Here is a 22,021-nt window from a genome sequence, read left to right on the forward strand (position 1 = left end):
ACATTCACGTGGCTTTGGAGATGTTCTACGACGACGACGCCGACCTGTCGATCATTCAGGGCCGCAAGGTCGGCGTTATTGGTTACGGGAGCCAGGGGCACGCGCACTCGCTGAGCCTGCGCGACTCCGGCGTCGAGGTCCGCGTCGGGCTCAAGGAGGGCTCGAAGTCGCGGCCCAAGGTCGAGGAGCAAGGCCTGACCGTCGACACCCCCGCCGAGGTGGCCAAGTGGGCCGACGTGATCATGCTGCTGGCGCCCGATACCGCGCAGGCCGACATTTTCAAGAACGACATCGAGCCCAACCTCAACGACGGCGACGCCCTGTTCTTCGGTCACGGGCTCAACATCCACTTCGACCTGATCAAGCCGCCAGGCAACGTGACCATCGCGATGGTGGCGCCGAAGGGCCCCGGCCATCTGGTGCGTCGGCAGTTCGTCGACGGCAAGGGTGTGCCGGCGCTGATCGCCGTCGACCAGGACCCCACCGGAAACGGTGAGGCGCTGGCCCTGTCCTACGCCAAGGCCATCGGCGGTACCCGCGCGGGCGTCATCAAGACCACCTTCAAGGACGAGACCGAAACCGACCTGTTCGGTGAGCAGGCCGTATTGTGCGGTGGCACAGAGGAATTGGTGAAGACCGGTTTCGACGTGATGGTCGAGGCAGGCTATCCGCCGGAGATGGCCTATTTCGAGGTGCTGCACGAACTCAAGCTGATCGTCGACCTGATGTACGAAGGCGGCATCGCGCGGATGAACTACTCGGTGTCCGACACCGCCGAATTCGGCGGCTACCTGTCGGGTCCGCGCGTGATCGACGCAGACACCAAGGAGCGGATGCGCGGCATCCTGCGCGATATTCAGGACGGCACCTTCACCAAGAAGCTCGTCGCCAATGTCGAGGGCGGCAACAAGCAGCTCGAACAGCTGCGCAAGGAGAACGCCGAGCACCCGATCGAGGTCACCGGTAAGAAGCTGCGCGACCTCATGAGCTGGGTCGACCGGCCGATCACCGAAACCGCTTAGGTTTCCGCGTCGAGTGTGAAGCTGCTGCGATTACCTCGTGAAGGTTTCGCAGCGGCTTCACACTCGGCGTCACGACGTTGCGAACCCATCCGATAAGTCGGGGCGAACGCCGAACACCGGTTGGCGTAATCCGCCGTTACTGAATTCGGGACACCAGGGTCGGTGCCCCTGCGCGTCCGCCCAGACCAGCTGCAGCGCCTTTACGTCTTTTCCGTACAGCGCCATCGCCATGTTCAGGTGCGCTTCGGGGTGGTCAACCTGAACGACAGCAAGCTCCACTTCAGCGCCGAGCGTGATGAAGTCGCCCGGTACAGGGCGCCCACCGTTCACCAGATAATCGGCGACGCTGTTGAGGGTCAGCGTCGCCCGTTGCGGCGTCAGTCCTGTCACCAGTAATTCGGGCAGTCCTTGCGGATGCAAACCGATCGTGTAGGCGAAAGGGCTTCTTATGCTCTCCACGAATTGCACCGCCCAGCCGTGCGTTTCCACCGTCTGGCGGAGCAGGTCCAGCCAATCCTGCATGCTGGCCTCGGGATGATCGCATCTCCAGCACATTGCTGCATCTCCTGTCGTCGTACTTGTTGACAGGATTCACCCCGGCACCGACATCGCGTCGAACGTGCGCTCAGAGCGACATTTTGGCGATTTTTTCGCGTTGAGTGCGCGTTCGACGCTGCTAGGAGCACCGATCGGCGACCGTGACGCAACTGCGCACAACCGCTGCCATTAGGCTTGCCCGCGTGAGCCTGCCTGTTGTTCTCATCGCTGACAAACTTGCCCAATCAACCGTCGCCGCGCTGGGCGACCAGGTCGAGGTGCGCTGGGTAGACGGCCCGGACCGCGAGAAGCTGCTCGCGGCGGTGCCCGAAGCCGACGCCCTGCTGGTCCGCTCCGCGACCACTGTCGACGCCGAGGTGCTCAAAGCCGCGCCGAAACTGAAGATCGTCGCCCGAGCCGGCGTCGGGCTGGACAACGTGGACGTCAAGGCCGCCACCGAACAGGGTGTGCTTGTTGTCAACGCGCCGACGTCCAACATCCACAGCGCCGCCGAGCATGCCCTGGCGTTGCTGCTGTCGGCCGCCCGCCAGATTCCCGCGGCCGACGCCACGCTGCGCGAGCACGAGTGGAAACGTTCGTCGTTCTCGGGCACCGAGATCTTCGGCAAGACGGTCGGAGTGGTAGGACTCGGCCGCATCGGCCAACTGGTCGCGCAGCGGCTCGCCGCCTTCGAAGCCAAGATCGTGGCCTACGACCCCTACGTGTCGGCGGCACGGGCCGCTCAACTCGGCATCGAATTGCTGTCGCTCGACGAACTGCTGGGCCGCGCCGACTTCATCTCCGTGCATTTGCCGAAGACCCCCGAAACCGCGGGGTTGATCGACAAGGACGCGTTGGCGAAGACCAAGCCGGGCGTCATCATCGTCAATGCCGCCCGCGGCGGACTGGTCGACGAAGCCGCTCTGGCCGACGCGATCTCCAGCGGGCAGGTCCGTGCCGCCGGACTCGACGTGTACTCCAAGGAGCCGTGCACCGACAGCCCGCTGTTCGAGCTGCCTCAGGTCGTGGTGACGCCGCACCTTGGTGCCTCCACCGAAGAGGCCCAGGATCGCGCCGGCACCGATGTCGCGGCGAGCGTCAAGCTGGCGTTGGCGGGGGAGTTCGTTCCCGACGCGGTGAACGTCGGCGGCGGCACGGTCAACGAAGAGGTCGCGCCCTGGCTGGACCTGGTGCGCAAACTGGGTCTGCTCGCGGGCGCGCTCACCGAGGAACTGCCGTCGTCGTTGTCGGTGCAGGTCCGTGGCGAGCTTGCCGCCGAAGATGTTGAGGTGCTTCGGCTTTCGGCGTTGCGCGGCCTCTTCTCAGCGGTTATCGAAGACCAGGTGACGTTCGTCAACGCCCCGGCGATCGCCGAGGAGCGTGGCGTGGCCGCCGACCTCAGCACTGCCACCGAAAGCCCCAACCACCGCAGCGTCGTCGATGTGCGCGCGGTGGCCGCCGACGGTTCGGTTGTCAACGTGGCCGGCGCGCTGTCCGGCCCACAGCAGGTGGAAAAAATCGTCCAGATCAACGGCCGCAACTTCGATCTGCGCGCGCAGGGCATCTATCTCGTCATCAACTACGCCGATCAGCCTGGGGCGCTGGGCAAGATCGGTACGCTGCTGGGCACCGCGGGGGTCAACATCCAGGCCGCTCAGCTGTCCGAGGATGCCGAGGGCCCGGGCGCGACGATCCTGCTGCGCGTCGACCGCGACATCCCCGCAGATGTCCGCACCGAGATCCGGTCCGCCGTCGCGGCCAACAAACTCGAAGTGGTTGACCTGTCGTGAGACTCGCCGTCATCCCGGGTGACGGGATCGGGCCCGAGGTGATTGCCGAGGCAGTCAAGGTGCTCGACGTGGTCCTGCCCGGCGTCGAAAAGACCCATTACGACTTGGGCGCCAAGCGGTTCCACGCCACGGGTGAACTGCTGCCCGATTCGACGATCGCCGAACTGCGCGACCACGACGCGATTCTGCTCGGCGCGATCGGCGATCCCTCGGTTCCCAGCGGTGTGCTGGAGCGAGGGCTTTTGCTACGCCTGCGATTTGAACTCGATCACCACGTCAACCTTCGGCCAGGCCGACTGTATCCGGGCGTGAGCAGCCCGCTGGCGGGTGAACCAGCCATCGACTTCGTGGTGGTCCGCGAGGGCACCGAGGGTCCCTACACCGGTACTGGCGGCGCGATCCGCGTCGGCACCCCGCACGAGGTGGCGACCGAGGTCAGCACCAACACCGCGTTCGGGATCCGCCGTGTCGTCGAGGATGCCTTCGCGCGAGCTCAACAACGTCGCAAGCATCTGACGCTGGTGCACAAGACGAACGTGCTGACGTTTGCCGGCTCGCTGTGGTCGCGGACCGTCGACGAAGTCGGCGAGAAGTATCCGGGCGTCGAGGTGGCCTATCAGCACGTCGACGCCGCCACCATCCATTTGGTCACCGACCCGGGCCGTTTCGATGTGATCGTCACCGACAACCTGTTCGGCGACATCATCACCGACCTGGCCGCGGCGGTGTGCGGGGGAATCGGGCTCGCGGCGAGTGGGAACATCGACGCCACCCGGACCAACCCGTCGATGTTCGAGCCGGTGCACGGCAGCGCGCCGGACATCGCCGGCCAGGGAGTCGCCGACCCGACCGCAGCGATTATGTCGGTGGCGCTGCTGCTTTCCCACGTCGGCGAAGACGCTGCCGCCGCGCGAGTGGACCAGGCCGTGGCGTCCCATCTGGCCAGTCGCCCGAGCGTAAAGCTATCCACCGCCGAAGTCGGCGAAAGGATTGCGTCCGCGCTCTGACCTCCAAGCCGGGCGGCAACGTCCTGGCCGGCACGATCGGCACCGCCAGAAGCGGAAACACCGCGCACGCAACGAATGCCGGCGGATACCCGTGCGACGCGATCAATCCGCCGAACACCGGCGGCGCGCCGGCCGCCATCAAGCGCTGATAGGTGTTCTGCAGGCCCAGTGAACGTCCACTCCAGAACGGGCCCGCGTACTCGGTGATCGCCGTGGACTCCAAGCCGTTGTCGAGGACGGCGACGACCGACGCGGCAACCATCAACGGCACCGCGATCGATGCACGCAGATGATCGGCGAATGCCAGGCCGATCAGCACCAGCACACCGACGACCGACATGATGCGCACCGGCCGCAGTCGTGATCCGACCCGGTCCGACCACCGCCCGACCGCGACGCGGCCCAGCGCGCCCAGCACCTGCGACACCGTCACAAGACAGCCCGCCAACGCGATTGAGCATTTGTAGTTCGCGATCAGCCAGATCAGCATGAACGTGACCGTCACCGTCTGGGGAACCATCAGCAGGGCCGAGACGGCATGAATGCGTCGCAGCACCCACGATCGGCGATAGGGGTTGGCCAATTCCTCTGCGGTGGCCTCGTCCCATTCCTTGCGTGGCGGATCGGTGATCGCGACGACGCTGAGTGCCGCGGCGACCGCACACAGGACCGCCGGGAAGAGCAGCGCCGTCGTCGCCGACTTACTGGCTTCGGCGTATTCGGGAATTACCAACGCGCCCAACGCGATTCCGAGTGGCTGGGCGGTCTGCCGAACACCCATTGCGAGGCCACGCTGTTCCGGCGGGAACCATCCCGAGACCAGTCGGCCCCCGGCGGAATTGCAACTCGCGGCCGCCATGCCGCCGACGAACAGCCAGGCCGCGAAGCCGACGGTGGAGTGCGTGTTGGCCGCCGCGTAGGCCGCGCCCGCCGTGAGTGCTGACCCAAGGGTCAGCACGATCCGCTCGCCCACCCGGTCGAGCAGATAGCCCCACAGGATCAGCGTGGCCACCATGCCGAAACTCGGCATCGATGACAGCAAGCCCGCCTCGCCGAGTTGGGTGCCGCGATCCTCTTCTAGCGCGGGGATCAGAAACGCGACGCCGTTGATGAAGACGAACGCGCTCGCGGTCACCAGCAATGAAATGACGACGATCGTCCAGCGTCGGCCCACGCTGAGTGGGACCGCGTCCGAAGTCATGATCAATGCTTACACAAGCAGCGGGATCGCTGTGGTCGGCCTCCTCAGCCCGCCGTTTCGGCGTGCATTGTCGGCCGACTAGGCTAAAGCGAATGCGCCTTGGCCGAATTGCCAGTCCCGATGGCGTCGCATTCGTCTCCATCGAGGGCGAGTCCGACGACATGACCGTCCGCGAGATTGCCGAGCACCCGTTCGGCACCCCAACCTTCACCGGCCGCTCCTGGCCGTTGGCTGATGTGCGACTGCTGGCCCCGATCCTGGCCAGCAAGGTCGTCTGCATCGGCAAGAACTACGCCGACCACATCGCCGAAATGGGCGGCGAGGCGCCGCCGGACCCGGTGATCTTCCTCAAGCCCAACACCGCGATCATCGGACCCAACGTGCCAATTCGATTGCCGTCCAATGCGTCGCCGGTGCACTTCGAAGGTGAGCTGGCGGCGGTCATCAGCCGACCCTGCAAGGACGTCACCGCCGACCGCGCCGCCGAGAGCATCCTTGGCTACACGATCGCCAACGACGTGTCCGCGCGTGATCAGCAGAAATCCGACGGCCAGTGGACCCGAGCCAAGGGCCATGACACGTTCTGCCCGGTCGGCCCGTGGATCGAGACCGAGATCGACCCCGCTGATTTGGAGCTGCGTACCGACGTCAACGGCGAGGTCAAACAGGACAGCCGGACGTCGCTGATGATCCACGACGTGGGCGCAATAGTGGAATGGATCTCCGCAGTGATGACCCTGTTGCCGGGTGATCTCATCCTGACCGGGACCCCCGCCGGTGTCGGCCCTATCGTGGACGGTGACACCGTCAACATCACCATCGGCGGAATCGGGACGCTGTCGAATCCCGTTGTGCAAAAGCAGGATTAGTAGGGGCCGAAGCGACGTGCCGAACGTGGCGCCCGGTGCCGCGGCAGGGGAGTCGGGCGTTGGTCAGAGGTGAGGAATTTGTTTGGTAGTCTGCTCGTCGGCCCATCACGGCTGGGAGCAGCGATCGTTCGACCGCACGACGTCGACCGACAAGCCTCTGACCAGCGGTTTTAGGCAGCCAATGGGGTATGGTGTAATTGGCAACACAGCTGATTCTGGTTCAGCCATTCTAGGTTCGAGTCCTGGTACCCCAGCAGAAATGGTCCACCGCAAGCGATTAGGTGGGCGTTCGGCAGTGAGCTATGCTGGCTGCTCGGTACTGGTCCGGCCCCGTCGTCTAGCGGCCTAGGACGCCGCCCTCTCACGGCGGTAGCGTGGGTTCGAATCCCATCGGGGCTACTTCATCCTCCAAGCCGGCTGATCTAGCCGGCTGACGGTGCGGTCGAGCCGCCCACCGGCATCGCCGGGATCCCCAGCTTGCGGTGATCCCACGAGCGCGTTCGCTGGGCGGCGATACGGACCGCGACCCGCTTGTTCATCATCATGTCCACAGCAGGCTTCATGTCGTCGCTGTACGGACCGGTGTAGCGCTCCCACACGCTGACGCCGACACGGAAGATCGCGTCCGGCTCGTCGACGATCTCGGCGAAGCCTTCGAATGAGACCCCGCGCAGGGTGTCGTAGGTGTCACCGTCCTCGATCATGAAGCTCACCCGTGGATCGCGCTTCAGGTTGACGGCCTTCTGCGACTTGGCTTTGGTCTCCAACCAGATCTCACCGTCGACCACGCCGTACCACATCGCGGTCAGGTGCGGATGTCCGTCGGGCCCGATGGTGGCCAGGGTGCCCGTACGGCTGTTGTTGACGAAATCGGCGATCTCCGACTCGGACATGACGATCTGCGCGCGCTGGTTGGTTCCCATCGCGACAGTGTCTCAGGTCACGCGCCGGGCCTTAACGCGAGTGTGCGATGCCGGTTTCGAGTGTGTACGAGCGGCGCGGTCACCGCGGCGTGTCGTCGCCGTGAACGCACACTCGGTGCCGCACCGCAGAGGAGCGCGTCACAGCCGCCTCGTCAACGCGTCGGCGGCTGCGAGAAGATCGGCGGCCCAACGCGCGCCCGGTCGGCGCCCCATGCGGTCGATGGGTCCCGACACTGAGATGGCGGCGACCACAGAACCGTGCGCGTCACGCACCGGCGCTGACACGCTCGCCACCCCGGGTTCACGTTCGGCGGCGCTTTGCGCCCAACCACGCCGCCGTACTTCGGCCAGCGTGCGATCGCTGAACTTCGCATCGGGCAACACTGCCGCCCGGGTGGCGTCGTCACTGAAGGCCAACAGCACCTTGGCTCCGGAGCCGGCCGTCATCGGCAGGCGCGCGCCGACCAGGACGGTATCGCGAAGACCCGCAGGCGGTTCCACCGCCGCAATGCACACCCGCGAGGTGCCTTCGCGGCGATACAGCTGCACGCTCTCGCCGGTGATCTCACGCAATCGCGGCAACACCGCGGCGCTCGCCGCCAGCAGGGGGTCGCTGACCCGAGCCGCGAGTTCGTTCACCGCAGGACCTAGTCGCCAGCGCCCCTCGCCGTCACGCGCCAGCAAGCGGTGAACCTCCAGGCCCGCGGCCAACCTATGCGCGGTCGCCCTGGGCAGTCCGGTCCGCTCGCACAATTCGGCCAGACCGCAGGGCGATTCGGCGATGGTCTGCAGTACCCCCACGGCTTTGTCGAGCACCCCAATGCCGCTATCCTGTCTCACAGACAGATACTAACGTCTCGCATAGTGAGATCAACGAATTGGGATGAGCTCGTGACGAAAACTTCGGCCCCGGGGTCTGCCGGGCGGCCGCGCACGCTGGCGGAGAAGGTTTGGGATGACCATGTGGTGGCATCGGGAGGTGGCACCGAGCCCGACCTGATCTACATCGATCTGCATCTGGTGCACGAGGTGACCAGTCCGCAAGCCTTCGACGGACTGCGCCTCGAGGGTCGACCGGTCCACCGCCCAGACCTGACATTGGCCACCGAGGATCACAATGTGCCGACGATCGACATCGACAAGCCGATCGCCGATCCCGTCTCCCGCAATCAGGTGGAGACGCTTCGCCGGAACTGTGCGGAATTCGGGATTCGGCTCTACCCGATGGGAAATATCGAGCAGGGCATCGTCCACGTCGTCGGCCCGCAACTGGGGCTGACCCAGCCGGGCATGACCGTCGTGTGCGGCGACAGTCACACCTCGACGCACGGCGCGTTCGGCGCAATTGCAATGGGCATCGGCACATCCGAGGTCGAGCACGTGCTGGCGACGCAGACGCTTCCGCTGCGGCCGTTCAAGACGATGGCCGTCAACGTTGACGGACAACTGCCGGCCGGCGTGACCGCCAAGGACATCATTCTGGCGGTGATCGCCAAGATCGGCACTGGTGGCGGACAAGGCCACGTCATCGAATACCGCGGCAGCGCCATCGAATCCCTGTCCATGGAAGCCCGGATGACGATCTGCAACATGAGCATCGAAGCCGGGGCCAGGGCGGGAATGGTGGCACCGGATGCCACTACCTACGAATTCCTGCGCGGTCGCCCGCACGCTCCGACCGGTGCGCAGTGGGATGCGGCGCAGGCATATTGGGATCAGCTGCGCACCGACGAGGGCGCCGAATTCGACACCGAGGTCTACCTGGATGCCGCGTCGTTGACGCCGTTTGTGACGTGGGGCACCAATCCAGGTCAGGGTGTTCCGCTGGGAGCCAGCGTGCCGGACCCCGAGCTGATGACCGATGACCACGAGCGTCAGGCGGCCGAGAAAGCGCTGGCGTACATGGACCTTCGGCCTGGGATGCCGATGCGTGAGATCGCGGTCGACACCGTGTTCGTCGGATCGTGCACCAACGGCCGGATCGAGGATCTACGCGCGGTCGCCGACATCTTGCGGGACCGGAAAGTGGCCGACGGCCTTCGCATGCTGATCGTGCCCGGCTCGATGCGGGTGCGCGCAGAGGCCGAAAGTGAAGGCCTGGACCAGATCTTCACCGCCGCGGGTGCCGAGTGGCGCCAGGCCGGCTGCTCGATGTGTCTGGGTATGAACCCTGACCAGCTGGCCCCTGGCGAGCGCTGCGCCGCCACATCGAACCGGAATTTCGAAGGCCGCCAGGGCAAGGGCAGCCGTACGCATCTGGTGTCACCGGCGGTTGCCGCTGCCACCGCGGTCCGCGGAACGCTTTCCGCGCCGGCCGACCTGAATTGACGACAGGGATAACCACAATGGACGCATTTCACACCCACACCGGGATCGGAGTGCCGTTGCGACGCTCCAATGTCGACACGGACCAGATCATTCCGGCGGTCTATCTGAAGCGAGTCACCCGAACGGGTTTCGTCGACGGATTGTTCGCGGCTTGGCGCAACGATCCTTCTTTCATCTTGAATCTCAGCCCATTTGACAGGGGTTCAGTACTGGTTGCCGGGCCCGATTTCGGCACCGGCTCCTCACGCGAGCACGCGGTGTGGGCGCTTATGGACTACGGCTTTCGGGTAGTGATCTCGTCGCGCTTCGGTGACATTTTTCGGGGCAATGCGGGGAAGGCCGGTCTGTTAGCGGCCGAAGTTGCTCAAGATGATGTGGAACTCCTTTGGAAGCTCATCGAGAGCAGCCCCGGGTTGGAAATCACTGTAAATCTTCAAGATCGGAATGTGTCGGCGGGAACGGTGGTGGTGCCGTTCAAGATTGACGATTACACCGCCTGGCGTCTGCTTGAAGGACTCGACGACATAGCCCTTACGCTGCGTAAACGCGATCAGATCGAAGCTTACGAGGCGGCCCGCCCGGACTGGAAGCCGAAGACTTTGCCCGCTTCTTAACGGCTCGATCGAGGCCGAATTCACGGCGCCCCAGGGGCGTATTTGACCACCGCGCCACCTCCCAAGGGGGGCAAGCGGATTCCCAAAAAATTCGCCGTGAGCCATTGAAATTGCGCGTGGCTCTTGGAAATCAGGCACCTGAGGGTTTACCGTGTTTGCTAGTCGGCCCAAAGAGGGCCACTAGCTTCGGAGGATATGGATGGTCAACAAGGCAGAGCTCATCGATACACTCACTGAGAAATTGGGCACTGACCGTAGGCATGCAACCGCGGCCGTCGAGAATTTCGTCGACACAGTCGTGCGCGCGGTGCAAAAGGGCGAGAGCGTCACGATCACCGGATTCGGTGTGTTCGAGCAGCGCCGCCGTGCCGCTCGAGTGGCCCGCAACCCCCGCACCGGTGAGACCGTGAAGGTCAAGCCGACCTCGGTTCCGGCCTTCCGGCCCGGTGCTCAGTTCAAAGCCGTTGTCTCTGGCGCACAAAAACTCCCATCGGATGGACCGGCAGTGAAGAGAGGCGTCGTGGCAACTGGAGCAAAGAAGGCGGCGAAGAAGGCCCCGGCCAAGAAGACGGCCGCCGCCAAGAAGACCGCTGCGAAGAAGGCTCCGGCCAAGAAGGCGGCGGTGAAGAAGGCTGCTCCGGCCAAGAAGGTCGCGGCGAAGAAGGCTCCGGCCAAGAAGACGGTCGCCGCCAAGAAGACCGCTGCGAAGAAGGCTCCGGCCAAGAAGGCAGTGACCAAGCGGACCACGACCGCCGCCAAGAAGGCGCCGGCCAAAAAGGCCAGCAAGGCTCCGGCCAAGAAGGCCACAGCACGCCGCGGTCGTCGCTAGGCACTCACCGCATCACACGTAAATTCGCCGCGGAGCGGGCTCCAACGAGCCGTCCGCGGCGAATTTACGTGTCAGGATAGGGTGTTCGAGGCGAGAGCGCTGCCGATGTGATCGGCGGCGATCAGTCGCCCGTCTACCAACGACAGCACCCAGGTACTGCCCTTGCGGTTGCGCGACTTGTCCGGCCGTACGCCGTCACGCTCACACCACCATGCGATCAGGTCTGGGATCACCTTGCCTTGCGTGCAAATCACCGGTGTCCGGTGTGATTCGGCGATCTGCAACACACGGCGTCGACCGCGTTTGGGATTGTCGGCGTAGGCCTCTTCGGTCAGGCTCGGCTCGTTGTTGATGGTGACGCCCAACTCCTCGGCCAGCGGCTCCACCGTCTGGTGGCAGCGCACCCGGTCGGCGGAGTAGACGTCGGTGGGACCGAAGGCGGACAGCTGCGCGACAAGTGCCTCGGCCTGCGCGCGGCCCTTCTTGTCCAGTGGCCGTAGCTTGTCGTCGCCGGAAAAACGCGACTTACTGCCCGCGGTGGCGTGCCGCACGATCAAGACCGACTTCGTGTCTGCAGGATATTTGGCCCACCGCCGCAATACCTTTCGGTCGTATGGATACGACACCTTCTTGATCGCGGCGGCGGCCGACAGCCAGATCAGATCGTCCACCTCGTTATTGGGGGCAAAGCTGCCGCCGATACTGCGAGCCGACCAGTACTGCACCCTTTTCGTGCGCGGCTCAATCGGATAACTCACCGTCGCAATCCGCCGGCCGAGCTCAACCCGATGACCCGTCTCTTCGAAGACTTCGCGAACGGCCGTCACCGGTTCGGTCTCACCGGGATCGACTTTCCCTTTGGGCAGGGACCAGTCGTCGTACCGCGGACGGTGGATCACCGCAACTTCCTCGCCGGACTCGCGATGACCGGGGCGCCAGAGCACGCCGCCCGCAGCGAGAACGATCTTGCCCGCCGAGCGACTCGACGAGGTTTGTGTCGACACCTGAACTCCTGCAGGTCAATTCGAGCCCCGGGTGGCCCGCGGCCAGAAGCTTAGCGGCTGCGCAGCAGTTAGCTGCTGCGGTGCTTGTCCATCAGCGCCACCTGGTGGTCGCGGACCGACTGGCCGGCCTGCGGCATGGCCTTCCAATGGCCATCGGGTCCCAATTCCCAGCAACGGGTCGCCGGGTCCAGTGCTGAATCGAGGATGTCGTTCAGTTGAGCAGTCAGGCGGGGATCCTTGACTTGCACCAACACCTCGACCCGGCGATCGAGGTTGCGGTGCATCATGTCAGCGCTGCCGATCCAGAACTCGTTGATCGCGCGGAAATTGAAGATCCGGGAATGCTCCAGATACCGACCCAGGATCGAGCGCACAGCGATGTTCTCGGAAAAGCCCGGCACCCCTGGCCGCAACGCGCAGATGCCGCGCACCACCACGTCGACGTGAACGCCGGCCTGAGACGCCCGGTAGAGCGCGTCGATGACTTGCTCGTCGACGAGGGAGTTCATCTTCAGCCGGATGTGTCCGTTACCGCTTTTTTCATGCGCGGCGATCTCTTGGTTGACGCGTTCGATAATTCCGTTGCGAATACCGTGGGGCGCGACCAGAAGATTGCGGTACGAGACTTTTCGGGAGTACCCGGTCAACGTGTTGAACAGATCGGTCAGATCGGCGCCGATGTCTGAGTCAGCGGTCAGCAAGCCGAGATCTTCGTACAGCCGGGCCGTTTTGCTGTTGTAGTTTCCGGTGCCGATGTGGCAATACCGCCGGATCGTCGAGCCTTCCCGGCGCACGACCAGACAGGTCTTGCAATGCGTTTTCAAACCGACCAGCCCGTAGGCGACGTGAACCCCGGCCTGCTCCAACGCGCGCGCCCACTTGATGTTGGCCTGCTCGTCGAACCGGGCCTTGATCTCGACCAGGGCCACGACTTGTTTTCCGGCACCGGCCGCTTCGATCAGCGCGCGCACGATCGGTGAGTCGCCCGAGGTGCGGTACAGCGTCTGCTTGATCGCAAGCACGTTGGGATCCGCGGCGGCCAACTCGATGAAACGCTGCGTGCTCGTCGAAAACGAGTCGTACGGGTGGTGCACCAGCACGTCGCCTTCGCGCAATGTCGCGAAGATGCTCTTCGGTGTTTCCCGATCGGCGAATGCCGGATGAGTCGCAGGGACAAAAGCTCCATCCTTCAACGCCGGACGGTCGACGCCGTAGATCTGCCACAGTGACGAAAGATCGAGCAGCCCAGGCACCTGAATCACGTCGCCGGGGTTCACGTCGAGTTCGCGCAACAACAACTCGAGCATGTGGTCAGTCATGTCGTCGGCGACTTCGAGGCGCACCGGCGACCCGAATCTGCGTCGCGCCAGTTCGCGTTCCAGCGCCTGCAACAGGTCTTCGTCGCGATCTTCGTCGACCTCGTAGTCGGCATTGCGGGTCACCCGGAACGCATGGTGCTCAACGATTTCCATGCCGGGGAACAATGCCGGGAGGTAAGCCGCGATCAGTTCTTCCATCGGAAGGAAGCGGACCTCTTTCGGGCCGCTCGAATCCTCGGATCCGGCCCGTTCGTCGAGTTCGACGAAACGATCGACGTTGTCGGGCACCTTGACTCGGGCGAAATGCTGACCGCCGTCGTCGGGCCGCTTGACGGTGACGGCGAGGTTCAGCGACAGGCCACTGACGAACGGGAAGGGGTGGGCGGGGTCGACCGCTAGGGGAGTGAGGACCGGGAAGACCTGGTCGGTGAAGTAGGTCGACAGCCGGTCGCGTTCGGGCTGGTCGAGATCGGCCCAGGTGACGATCCGAATGCCTTCGGCAGCCAGAGCCGGCTCGACCGAATTCAGGAAGACTTCGGCGTGGCGCGTCGCGATTCGCTGGGTCTGTTCGCCGATGCGGCGAAGTTGCTCGCGCGGAGTGAGTCCGTCGGCAGAGCGCACCGAGAGTCCCATCTCGTCGCGGCGCTTGAGGCCGGCGACACGGACCATGTAGAACTCGTCGAGGTTAGACGCGAAGATTGCCAAGAATTTCGCGCGCTCCAGCAGGGGCAGCGACGTGTCCTCGGCCAGCGCGAGAACCCGGGCGTTGAAGTCCAACCAGCTCAATTCACGGTTGAGGTAGCGGTCTTCGGGAAGTGCGTTCTCGACCGCGGCAGCCGTGGTGGCGGGCGGCGCTCCCGGCGCGGAGTCGGCGGCAGGCCATTCGGCGGCGACGGGGGTGCCGTGGGTCTCGATGTCAGTCACCCTTGCGATCATTCCCCATGGGTGGGTGATGCTGCCACCGACTCGGAGCGGGACATTTGCCGTTGAGCCACCGTTCACCCGTCGTTACCCGGCCTGGTGAGAGAGCCCTTCGATCGCACTGTGCGTCGCCGGTCCCAGCCCAAGTCGCCGTGCGACCGCCAGATCGTCGGGGGTGTCGATGTCGCAGCGCAGTCCCGGCCATCCGCCGGTGAGTTCGACAGCGCCCGAAAGCTTATGTCGCTCAAACGAATTGAGGCCGAACCGAGGGTCGAGCGGAGATCCGAAGGCGAATAGCGCCGCGGTCCCGGTGCCGAGCCGATCTGCCACGAAACTACGCCGGTGCGCTCGTGCCGCGGCAATCGCTTCGGCCAGCTCCTGCGTTTGCAGTGAAGGCAAATCGCCCTGCAGGACAACAACATTCGCGACGGACTCGGAAACCACCCGTTCGGCGGCCGTGATCGCATTGTTCAACGGATCCAGGTGACCGACTGGCGTCGGGTCGGCGATCACCGCGGCCCCGAGCTCGACCGCCGCCGCGGCCGCGACGTCGTCGGGCGTCACGACGGTGATCGAGTGCACCGCACTCACCCTCGCTGCCGCAGTGAGCGTGTCGACCAGCATTCCGAGCACGATGTCTTGTCGGACCGGCGCAGGGAACATCGAAGCGAGCCTGGTCTTGGCGGCAGCCAGCCGCTTGACGGCCACGATCACGCCGACGTCTCCGTCGGATCGGCTGGGGCTCACCGCACCATCCTGCCAGGATCCGTCGTCGGACGGTCGCGGCGCTCGCCGTGCCGGCCTGCATCGTCGCTGGGCTGGAGTTGGACTGCCCGCCTCCTCAGGCCGTGCCGGCCTGCATCGTCGCTGGGCTACGGTGAAGCGCCGGGAGTTAGAGCAGACTGACAAGACGGGACCAGCGCACACATGCCCACCACAAAAGCCGTAGCGGTCATGGGTTCGGGCGCGTGGGGAACGGCGTTGGCCAAGCTGCTCGCGGACGCCGGCAATGAGGTCAGGCTGTGGGCGCGCCGCGACGACGTCGCCGCCGAGATCAACTCCACCCGACGTAACGCCGGCTACCTGCCGGGGGTGGACTTGCCGCCGGGCATCACGGCCACCACCGACGCGAGCCAAGCGTTGGACGGCGTGACGACCGTTCTGTTGGCGGTGCCCGCTCAGACGATGCGAGCCAACCTCGAAACGTGGAATGACCACTTCGCGAGTGGCGCGACGTTGATCAGCGCGGCCAAGGGCATCGAGCTGGGCACGTTGATGCGGATGAGTCAGGTCATTGTCGACGTGACGGGGATCGACACGTCACAGGTCGGCGTGATCTCCGGCCCGAACCTGGCCAGCGAGATTTCGGCCGGCCAGCCCGCCGCCACCGTGATTGCTTGCAGCGACTCCGGCCGGGCCGTGGCGGTGCAGCGGATGCTGAATGCCGGGTACTTCCGGCCGTACACCAACGCCGACGTGATCGGCACCGAAATCGGGGGTGCCTGCAAGAACGTGATCGCGTTGGCCTGCGGGATGGCGGCCGGGGTCGGCCTGGGCGAGAACACCGCTGCAGCGATCATCACTCGCGGGCTCGCCGAGATCATGCGGCTCGGCATCGCGGTCGGCGCCAAAGGCGCGACACTGGCCGGACTGGCCGGGGTCGGCGACCTGGTCGCCACCTGCACATCTCCGCATTCGCGAAACCGCAGCTTCGGCGAAAGCCTCGGCCAGGGTGAGACGTTGACGTCGGCGATGGAGGCACGCGGTGGTCACGTCGTCGAAGGTGTGACGTCATGCGAGTCCGTGCTGGCGCTGGCCTCCAGCTACGACGTCGAAATGCCGCTCACCGACGCGGTCCACCGGGTCTGTCACAAGGGGCTTTCGGTCGATCAAGCGGTAATCGCCCTGCTCGGCCGCAGCACCAAGCCGGAATGAGCTTGTAACCAGTACCGCCGTGCCAGACGGTAGCCTCTCTAGGTTGTGGACGCCCGCCTGCCCTCCAAGACGCCCGATTCCGGCCGCGTCCGGGTCGCCGTCGTCTTCGGCGGACGCAGCAACGAGCACGCTATTTCCTGTGTCTCGGCCGGCAGCATCCTGCGCAACCTGGACCCGGATCGATTCGAGGTCGTCGCCGTGGGCATCACACCCGAAGGCTCCTGGGTGCTCACCGACGGCGATCCCGACGCGCTGGCGATCGCCAACCGGCAATTGCCGACGGTGACCTCGAAGTCGGGCACCGAGTTGGCGCTGACCGCCGATCCGCGACGCGCCGGCCAGCTGGTTTCGCTGTCGCCCGGTGGAGCCGAGGTATTGGCGTCGGTCGACGTGGTCTTCCCGGTTCTGCATGGGCCGTATGGCGAGGACGGCACCATTCAGGGTCTGCTCGAACTTGCGGGCGTGCCGTACGTCGGCGCCGGAGTACTGGCCAGCGCGGCCGGCATGGACAAAGAGTTCACCAAAAAACTGCTGGTGGCGGAGGGACTGCCGATCGGCGACTACGCGGTATTGCGACCGTCGGAATCCGCCCTGGCCGCCGAACAGCTCGAAAGACTTGGCTTTCCTGCGTTCGTCAAACCGGCCCGCGGTGGCTCGTCGATCGGCGTCAGCCGGGTGACCGGCCGCCACGAACTGCCCGAGGCAATCGCCTACGCCCGGCAGCACGACCCGAAGGTGATCGTCGAGGCCGCGATCGTCGGTCGCGAACTGGAATGTGGTGTGCTCGAATTCCCGGACGGCACAGTGCAAGCCAGCACGGTCGGTGAGATCCGGGTGGCCGGGGTGCGCGGGCGCGAAGATTCCTTCTACGACTTTTCGACCAAATACCTCGACGACGCCGCCGAGCTGGATGTGCCGGCCAAGATCGACGACGACGTCAGCGATGCGGTCCGGGAATTGGCAATTCGCGCGTTCACCGCAATCGACGGTCGGGGCCTGGCGCGCGTGGACTTCTTCCTCACCGACGACGGACCGATGATCAACGAGGTCAACACGATGCCGGGATTCACCACGATCTCGATGTATCCCCGGATGTGGGCGGCCAGCGGAATGGATTACCAGACACTGCTGGCGACGATGGTGGAGACCGCGCTGTCGCGCGGAATCGGCCTGCGCTAGACCGTACGCGGCGCTCGACCCTTCGACTGTGTAGCTACGTCGTCGAGTGTGTGCTGACGGCGGCGAAATAGCCGTTTTGTCCGCCCAGGATCCACACTGGAATCCCAGGATGCACACTCGATGCGCATGATTCGGCCGCGGCTAGTTCAGCCGCCGACGACGATGCGGGCCGTGGCGCGGCCCGAGGAGAAGTCGGTCGATCAGCCCCGCGCGGGGTCCACCGGACGGGCCGGCACAACGCGGTCGATCAGGTCGGAAAGTTGTTGGATCGGCGTCGGCCCAGAGCCCGGCGGCAACGTCAGCGCGACATAGACCGCGCGATCGACGGTGTACCACGTCGATCGCTGGTCTTGGCTGACCTCGAACCATTGCACCCGGTCGACGACCTGGACAGGCGACCCGACGACGAACTCGGCCGGGCGATCCAACCCACACCGCAAGACCACTGGATCCCCGTCGCCCGCGGGCTGCCACGCGGCGGCACCGGCGGGGGCGGGCTGGGCGAGCTGAGCCCGGGTGTAATCACCGAGTCGTTGGGGCAGTGCCTCAATGAGGTTGTGGCACAACGGGTCCTGCGCACCTGGTGCGGGTACGGCGGCGACGACCGCCGGCGCCACCCGGTGGCGGGTCGCGGCGATGCCGAGGATGACACCGATGGTGCCGATCGCCACCACCAACGCAGCGATCAGCACCGCCCGTGACGGGCCGTCTTCAACGTCAGGCATTCCCACCGCCCCCCGCTCGGTTCAGGCGCTTTAGAAACTACCGTTGTCGGTGTGCACAGCGATGGGTTGGGCCCAACGCTCGGCGATGTCGGCGAGTTCGGGGTTATCGAGCGGCTGACGCGCGGTAGAGCGGCGTCACGTGACGTGCTGATCGGACCGGGTGATGACGGCGCGGTGGTCGCGGCCGGCGACGGACGCGTGGTGGTGTCGACGGACATGCTCGTCGAAGGCCGCCACTTCCGGCGGGATTGGTCGACCCCCCGCGACATCGGTCGTAAAGCGGTGGCACAGAACGCCGCCGACATCGAGGCGATGGGTGGACGGGTCACCGGATTCGTGGTCGGATTCGGCGCCCCGGCGCACACCCCGGCCGCACAGGTCGATGCGCTCGTTGATGGCATGTGGGACGAGGCCGTGCGGGTCGGCGCCGGCATCGTTGGGGGAGACCTGGTCGGCAGCCCGCACTGGGTGCTGTCGGTCACCGTGCTCGGTGACCTCGGCGGCCGGGCGCCGGTGTTGCGATCGGGGGCAAGGCCGGGCTCGCAACTCGCCGTGACCGGCCATCTGGGCTTGTCTGCGGCGGGTTTTGCGTTGTGGGACAACGGTGTTGAAGACTTTGACGAGCTCCGTCGACGACACCTCGTGCCGTGCCCGCCGTACGGGCAAGGTCGCGCGGCCGCCGAGGCCGACGCCCTGGCGATGATCGACATCTCTGACGGCCTGGTCGGCGACCTCGGTCACGTGGCAGAGGCATCGGGGGTGTCAATCGATCTCAGTACCGACACGCTGCGCTCCGATCGCGCGGCGTTGGCCAGCGCCGCGCAGGCCGTCGGTGCAGATCCGTGGGAGTGGGTGCTCGGGGGCGGCGAAGACCACGCTCTGGTCGCGGCCTTCGCTGGCGCGATTCCGATGGGATGGCGGCCTATCGGCCGAGTGCTCGACGGGCCACCGAGCGTGCTCGTCGACGGGGAGCCGTGGCGGGGAGCCGCGGGCTGGCAGTCTTTTGCCCAGTAGGGTAGCCGCGTGACCGCACGACCACTGCGCGAACTCGTCGACCAGGGCTGGGCGACGGCGCTGCAACCGGTAGAGAAGCAGGTCGCCAAGATGGGCCAGTTCCTCCGCGAGGAGGTCGCGGCCGGTCGAGGCTATCTGCCGGCCGGAGAGAATGTGTTGCGCGCGTTCACCTTTCCCTTCGACCAGGTGCGGGTGCTCATCGTCGGACAGGATCCTTATCCGACCCCCGGGCACGCTGTGGGGCTGAGCTTTTCGGTGGCTCCCGACGTACGTCCATTGCCGCGGAGCTTGGAGAACATCTTCCGTGAGTACACCAGCGACCTGGGGTTGCCGGCACCGTCGTGCGGCGACCTGACGCCGTGGTCGCGGCGCGGGGTGATGATGCTCAACCGAGTGTTGACTGTCCAACCCCGCAATGCCGCGTCGCATCGGGGCAAGGGCTGGGAAGCGGTGACCGAATGTGCCATTCGCGCGTTGGTGGATCGGCGTCAGCCACTGGTGGCGATCCTGTGGGGCCGCGACGCCTCGACGCTCAAGCCAATGCTGTCCGGCAGCGACTGCCTGGCGATCGAATCACCACACCCGTCACCGCTGTCGGCGGCACGTGGATTCTTCGGCTCGCGGCCGTTTAGCCGCGCCAACGAATTACTCGCCCAGATGGGCGCCGAACCGGTCGATTGGACGCTGCCCTAGCCGGTCCCGGACGGTCTAGCCGCGAACGACCTTGCCGGCCTTGATGCACGACGTGCAGACGTTGACGCGGTGCTTGTTGCCGCCGGGGCGGTCGGCGACGCGAACGCTCTGGATGTTGGGGTCCCACCGGCGGCTGGTCCGGCGATGGGAGTGCGACACCGACTTGCCGAAGCCGGGGGCCTTCCCGCAGATATCGCAGACGGCAGCCATACGTGAAACTCCTCAGACTCTTGGGCCAGGGCCAAAGGCCCTGCTTCTCCTCAGGCCATTCCGGCCTGCATCGTCGCAGCGCGCAACCTGGACGGGTGGCCGGACAACCTGGCAAGAATAGCCGTAACGAGGCGGAACTGCCAAAACGATCAACAACCGGTAGGTGTCGGGTGACCTGTGCTGTCGCCGCGACTGGATAGGCTGGCGCGCACCGAGAGGCGCGTGAGGAGGTGGTTCGGAGATGGGGTCGGGGCCGAGCCGCGCGCTGGACGCGTCCGCCTTGCGCGACTGGGCGCACACCGCGGTCGGAGATTTGATCACCCATATCGACGAAATCAACCGGCTCAACGTCTTTCCCGTCGCCGACTCCGACACCGGGGTGAACATGCTGTTCACGATGCGCTCGGCGTTGGCGGAGGCCAATACCGAGACGAAGTCTGACGACGTGGTGAAAACGGCCGCTGCGCTCTCTGCCGGCGCCCTGAACGGCGCGCGAGGCAATTCGGGGGTCATTCTGTCGCAGATTCTTCGGGGCATCGCCGATGTCACCGCCCACGCGGCCGCGGAATCCGGTGGCGAACTCACCGAGATCGACGCGGCGTTGCTCGGCGCCGCCTTGCACCGCGGGGTCGACCTGGTTGTCGCCTCGATGGGCGGCCACGAGGTCAAGGGAACCATCGTCTCGGTGCTCAAGGCAGCCGGTGAGGCGGTCGACGAGGCGGCGAGCGCGGGCCTGTCCGCAGCGGTCATCGCCGCCGGTGACGCGGCGGTGGTGGCGCTGGAAAAGACGCCTGACCAGCTCGACGTCCTGGGGGAGGCCGGCGTGGTGGACGCGGGCGGTCGGGGTCTGCTGGTCCTCCTCGACGCCTTGCGTTCGACGGTCACGGGACAGGCGCCGAGCCGAGCCGTCTACGAGCCGGCACCGCGACAGCCCGCGGCCGAACTCGCCGCGAAACCCCCGGCGCCGCAGTTCGAGGTGATGTACCTGCTGGGTGGGTGCGACGACGACGGAGCCGATCAACTGCGCGAACGGCTCGACGAACTCGGCGAATCGGTGGCCATCGCGACGTCGGGCGTGGTGGGCGGCTACTCGGTACATGTCCACACCGACGATGCCGGTGCCGCGATCGAGGCGGGCCTGGGGTCCGGGCACCCGCGCCGAATCCAGATTTCACTGCTGACCAGCGGCACCAGCGGATTGCCGCCAGGTAGCTGGACGCGTGAGCGGGCGGTGCTGGCCGTCGTCGACGGGGACGGCGCGGCCGAACTGTTCGACGACGAGGGCGCCTGTGTGCTGCGGCCCGACCCGCTCGCCGAGGATCCGACGACCGTCATCACCGCTCAGCAGCTGCTGCGCGCGGTCGTCGACACCGGCGCCGCTCAGGTGATGGTGCTGCCGAACGGCTACGTGCTGGCTGAGGAACTCGTGGCGGGCTGCACCGCCGCGATCGGGTGGGGCATAGATGTGGTGCCGCTGCCGACCGGCTCGATGGTGCAGGGGCTGGCCGCGCTCGCAGTGCACGAGCCCGGGCGTCAGGCAGTCGACGACGGCTACACGATGGCCAGGGCAGCGGGCAGCGCCCGGCACGGAGCCGTGCGCGTCGCCACCGAAACGGCGTTGACGTGGGCTGGCACCTGTGAGCCGGGCAACGGCCTGGGCATCGCGGGCGACGAGGTGCTGATCGTGGCCCCCGATGTGGCCTCCGCCGCGGCCGGCCTGATCGACCTGCTCTTGGGTGCCGGCGGCGAGCTGATCACCGTGCTGGTCGGCCACGGCATCGATCAGGACGCCGTCGAGTCGGCGCTGCGCGCGCACGTCCACGACCGGCACCCGGGCATCGAGCTGGCCATCTATCGCACAGGGCATCGCGGCGACGCATTACTGATCGGGGTCGAGTAGC

Annotated in this window: 19 protein-coding genes, 2 tRNA genes and 2 pseudogenes; 14 read left to right on the forward strand and 9 right to left on the reverse strand. The window is 65.8% G+C overall.

The genetic code is table 11. The annotated features are described in order from the left end of the window. Positions 1 to 20 precede the first annotated feature (20 nt). Positions 21 to 1,022 (forward strand): ketol-acid reductoisomerase, encoded by a 1,002-nt coding sequence (ilvC, locus tag MKK62_RS18165; RefSeq protein WP_240264075.1) that lies wholly within the window; start codon positions 21 to 23, stop codon positions 1,020 to 1,022. Between the two features lie 69 nt (positions 1,023 to 1,091). On the opposite strand, the gene MKK62_RS18170 is transcribed toward ilvC, so the two are convergent. Further along, complete coding sequence (locus MKK62_RS18170) at positions 1,092 to 1,544, reverse strand: DUF4262 domain-containing protein (RefSeq protein ID WP_240258519.1); 453 nt, start codon at positions 1,542 to 1,544, stop codon at positions 1,092 to 1,094. A gap of 218 nt (positions 1,545 to 1,762) precedes the next feature. Between MKK62_RS18170 and serA the strand changes: the two genes are divergently transcribed. Then, entirely contained in the window at positions 1,763 to 3,349 is a 1,587-nt protein-coding gene (serA, locus tag MKK62_RS18175; protein WP_240258518.1) for a phosphoglycerate dehydrogenase, read from the forward strand. Beyond that, positions 3,346 to 4,356, forward strand: coding sequence for a 3-isopropylmalate dehydrogenase (locus MKK62_RS18180; RefSeq protein ID WP_240258517.1), 1,011 nt, complete (start codon positions 3,346 to 3,348; stop codon positions 4,354 to 4,356). Before serA ends, MKK62_RS18180 begins: the two co-directional genes overlap by 4 nt. A 181-nt stretch (positions 4,357 to 4,537) precedes the next feature. Here MKK62_RS18180 and MKK62_RS18185 read toward each other — a convergent pair. Then, positions 4,538 to 5,557 (reverse strand): annotated as a pseudogene (locus MKK62_RS18185) (MFS transporter); the annotation flags it as partial. 92 nt (positions 5,558 to 5,649) lie between these two features. Between MKK62_RS18185 and MKK62_RS18190 the strand changes: the two are divergent. The 3 genes from MKK62_RS18190 to MKK62_RS18200 all read left to right on the forward strand — a co-directional run bounded on the left by MKK62_RS18190 (position 5,650) and on the right by MKK62_RS18200 (position 6,825). Further along, positions 5,650 to 6,426 (forward strand): fumarylacetoacetate hydrolase family protein, encoded by a 777-nt coding sequence (locus tag MKK62_RS18190; protein WP_240258516.1) that lies wholly within the window; start codon positions 5,650 to 5,652, stop codon positions 6,424 to 6,426. Between the two features lie 182 nt (positions 6,427 to 6,608). Continuing rightward, positions 6,609 to 6,680 (forward strand) — tRNA-Gln (locus MKK62_RS18195). A 72-nt stretch (positions 6,681 to 6,752) separates the two neighbouring features. Beyond that, positions 6,753 to 6,825 (forward strand) — tRNA-Glu (locus MKK62_RS18200). 23 nt (positions 6,826 to 6,848) lie between these two features. On the opposite strand, the gene MKK62_RS18205 is transcribed toward MKK62_RS18200, so the two are convergent. Beyond that, on the reverse strand, positions 6,849 to 7,349 hold the full coding sequence (locus MKK62_RS18205) for a PPOX class F420-dependent oxidoreductase (RefSeq protein WP_240258515.1): 501 nt from the start codon (positions 7,347 to 7,349) through the stop codon (positions 6,849 to 6,851). A 138-nt stretch (positions 7,350 to 7,487) separates the two neighbouring features. Continuing rightward, positions 7,488 to 8,189: an IclR family transcriptional regulator gene (locus MKK62_RS18210; protein WP_240258514.1), complete on the reverse strand. Its 702-nt coding sequence runs from the start codon at positions 8,187 to 8,189 to the stop codon at positions 7,488 to 7,490. Between the two features lie 51 nt (positions 8,190 to 8,240). Between MKK62_RS18210 and leuC the strand changes: the two genes are divergently transcribed. The 3 genes from leuC to MKK62_RS18225 all read left to right on the forward strand — a co-directional run bounded on the left by leuC (position 8,241) and on the right by MKK62_RS18225 (position 11,120). Further along, the gene (gene leuC, locus MKK62_RS18215; protein WP_240258513.1) at positions 8,241 to 9,677 is read left to right on the forward strand and encodes a 3-isopropylmalate dehydratase large subunit; all 1,437 of its coding nucleotides are present in this window, start codon (positions 8,241 to 8,243) and stop codon (positions 9,675 to 9,677) included. A gap of 17 nt (positions 9,678 to 9,694) precedes the next feature. Continuing rightward, positions 9,695 to 10,291 carry a 3-isopropylmalate dehydratase small subunit gene (leuD, locus tag MKK62_RS18220; protein ID WP_240258512.1) on the forward strand — a complete coding sequence of 199 codons (597 nt, stop codon included), beginning with the start codon at positions 9,695 to 9,697 and terminating at the stop codon, positions 10,289 to 10,291. A gap of 199 nt (positions 10,292 to 10,490) precedes the next feature. Continuing rightward, entirely contained in the window at positions 10,491 to 11,120 is a 630-nt protein-coding gene (locus MKK62_RS18225) for an HU family DNA-binding protein (protein WP_240258511.1), read from the forward strand. A 71-nt stretch (positions 11,121 to 11,191) separates the two neighbouring features. On the opposite strand, the gene mutT1 is transcribed toward MKK62_RS18225, so the two are convergent. The 3 genes and pseudogenes from mutT1 to cofC all read right to left on the reverse strand — a co-directional run bounded on the left by mutT1 (position 11,192) and on the right by cofC (position 15,111). Then, positions 11,192 to 12,124: an 8-oxo-(d)GTP phosphatase MutT1 gene (mutT1, locus tag MKK62_RS18230; protein ID WP_240258510.1), complete on the reverse strand. Its 933-nt coding sequence runs from the start codon at positions 12,122 to 12,124 to the stop codon at positions 11,192 to 11,194. Between the two features lie 68 nt (positions 12,125 to 12,192). After that, a pseudogene (locus MKK62_RS18235) lies at positions 12,193 to 14,386 on the reverse strand (RNA degradosome polyphosphate kinase). 65 nt (positions 14,387 to 14,451) lie between these two features. Then, positions 14,452 to 15,111: a 2-phospho-L-lactate guanylyltransferase gene (gene cofC, locus MKK62_RS18240; protein WP_240258508.1), complete on the reverse strand. Its 660-nt coding sequence runs from the start codon at positions 15,109 to 15,111 to the stop codon at positions 14,452 to 14,454. 180 nt (positions 15,112 to 15,291) lie between these two features. Here cofC and MKK62_RS18245 point away from each other — a divergent pair, with 180 nt between their 5' ends. Together MKK62_RS18245 and MKK62_RS18250 are read left to right on the forward strand one after the other, a co-directional pair. Continuing rightward, positions 15,292 to 16,299: an NAD(P)H-dependent glycerol-3-phosphate dehydrogenase gene (locus tag MKK62_RS18245; protein ID WP_240258507.1), complete on the forward strand. Its 1,008-nt coding sequence runs from the start codon at positions 15,292 to 15,294 to the stop codon at positions 16,297 to 16,299. Positions 16,300 to 16,356: 57 nt separating this feature from the next. After that, a complete protein-coding gene (locus tag MKK62_RS18250; RefSeq protein WP_240264074.1) occupies positions 16,357 to 17,478 on the forward strand; it encodes a D-alanine--D-alanine ligase family protein in 1,122 nt (373 codons plus the stop codon). Between the two features lie 200 nt (positions 17,479 to 17,678). Here MKK62_RS18250 and MKK62_RS18255 read toward each other — a convergent pair whose 3' ends face one another. Beyond that, positions 17,679 to 18,203 (reverse strand): DUF3515 domain-containing protein, encoded by a 525-nt coding sequence (locus MKK62_RS18255; RefSeq protein WP_240258506.1) that lies wholly within the window; start codon positions 18,201 to 18,203, stop codon positions 17,679 to 17,681. Positions 18,204 to 18,254: 51 nt separating this feature from the next. On the opposite strand from MKK62_RS18255, the gene MKK62_RS18260 reads away from it, so the two are divergent. After that, positions 18,255 to 19,217, forward strand: coding sequence for a thiamine-phosphate kinase (locus MKK62_RS18260; RefSeq protein WP_240258505.1), 963 nt, complete (start codon positions 18,255 to 18,257; stop codon positions 19,215 to 19,217). Positions 19,218 to 19,226: 9 nt separating this feature from the next. Next, positions 19,227 to 19,910: a uracil-DNA glycosylase gene (locus MKK62_RS18265; RefSeq protein ID WP_240258504.1), complete on the forward strand. Its 684-nt coding sequence runs from the start codon at positions 19,227 to 19,229 to the stop codon at positions 19,908 to 19,910. 15 nt (positions 19,911 to 19,925) lie between these two features. Here the strand turns inward: MKK62_RS18265 and rpmB are convergent, their stop codons facing one another. Continuing rightward, entirely contained in the window at positions 19,926 to 20,120 is a 195-nt protein-coding gene (rpmB, locus tag MKK62_RS18270) for a 50S ribosomal protein L28 (RefSeq protein ID WP_067341086.1), read from the reverse strand. Between the two features lie 241 nt (positions 20,121 to 20,361). On the opposite strand from rpmB, the gene MKK62_RS18275 reads away from it, so the two are divergent. After that, the gene (locus tag MKK62_RS18275; RefSeq protein ID WP_240258503.1) at positions 20,362 to 22,020 is read left to right on the forward strand and encodes a DAK2 domain-containing protein; all 1,659 of its coding nucleotides are present in this window, start codon (positions 20,362 to 20,364) and stop codon (positions 22,018 to 22,020) included. The last annotated feature ends 1 nt before the right edge of the window (position 22,021 follow it).

It is taken from the genome of Mycobacterium paraterrae, assembly GCF_022430545.2.
GTDB lineage: Bacteria > Actinomycetota > Actinomycetes > Mycobacteriales > Mycobacteriaceae > Mycobacterium > Mycobacterium paraterrae.

What these genes read in the sequence shown, in the direction of transcription:
- MKK62_RS18225 (WP_240258511.1), top strand. Translation starts at nt 10,491, where the DNA reads ATGGTCAACAAGGCAGAGCTCATCGATACACTCACTGAGAAATTGGGC.
- MKK62_RS18205 (WP_240258515.1), bottom strand. Translation starts at nt 7,349, where the DNA reads ATGGGAACCAACCAGCGCGCGCAGATCGTCATGTCCGAGTCGGAGATC.
- leuD (WP_240258512.1), top strand. Translation starts at nt 9,695, where the DNA reads ATGGACGCATTTCACACCCACACCGGGATCGGAGTGCCGTTGCGACGC.
- MKK62_RS18190 (WP_240258516.1), top strand. Translation starts at nt 5,650, where the DNA reads ATGCGCCTTGGCCGAATTGCCAGTCCCGATGGCGTCGCATTCGTCTCC.
- MKK62_RS18170 (WP_240258519.1), bottom strand. Translation starts at nt 1,544, where the DNA reads ATGCAGGATTGGCTGGACCTGCTCCGCCAGACGGTGGAAACGCACGGC.
- ilvC (WP_240264075.1), top strand. Translation starts at nt 21, where the DNA reads ATGTTCTACGACGACGACGCCGACCTGTCGATCATTCAGGGCCGCAAG.
- MKK62_RS18275 (WP_240258503.1), top strand. Translation starts at nt 20,362, where the DNA reads ATGGGGTCGGGGCCGAGCCGCGCGCTGGACGCGTCCGCCTTGCGCGAC.
- MKK62_RS18255 (WP_240258506.1), bottom strand. Translation starts at nt 18,203, where the DNA reads ATGCCTGACGTTGAAGACGGCCCGTCACGGGCGGTGCTGATCGCTGCG.
- MKK62_RS18245 (WP_240258507.1), top strand. Translation starts at nt 15,292, where the DNA reads ATGCCCACCACAAAAGCCGTAGCGGTCATGGGTTCGGGCGCGTGGGGA.
- rpmB (WP_067341086.1), bottom strand. Translation starts at nt 20,120, where the DNA reads ATGGCTGCCGTCTGCGATATCTGCGGGAAGGCCCCCGGCTTCGGCAAG.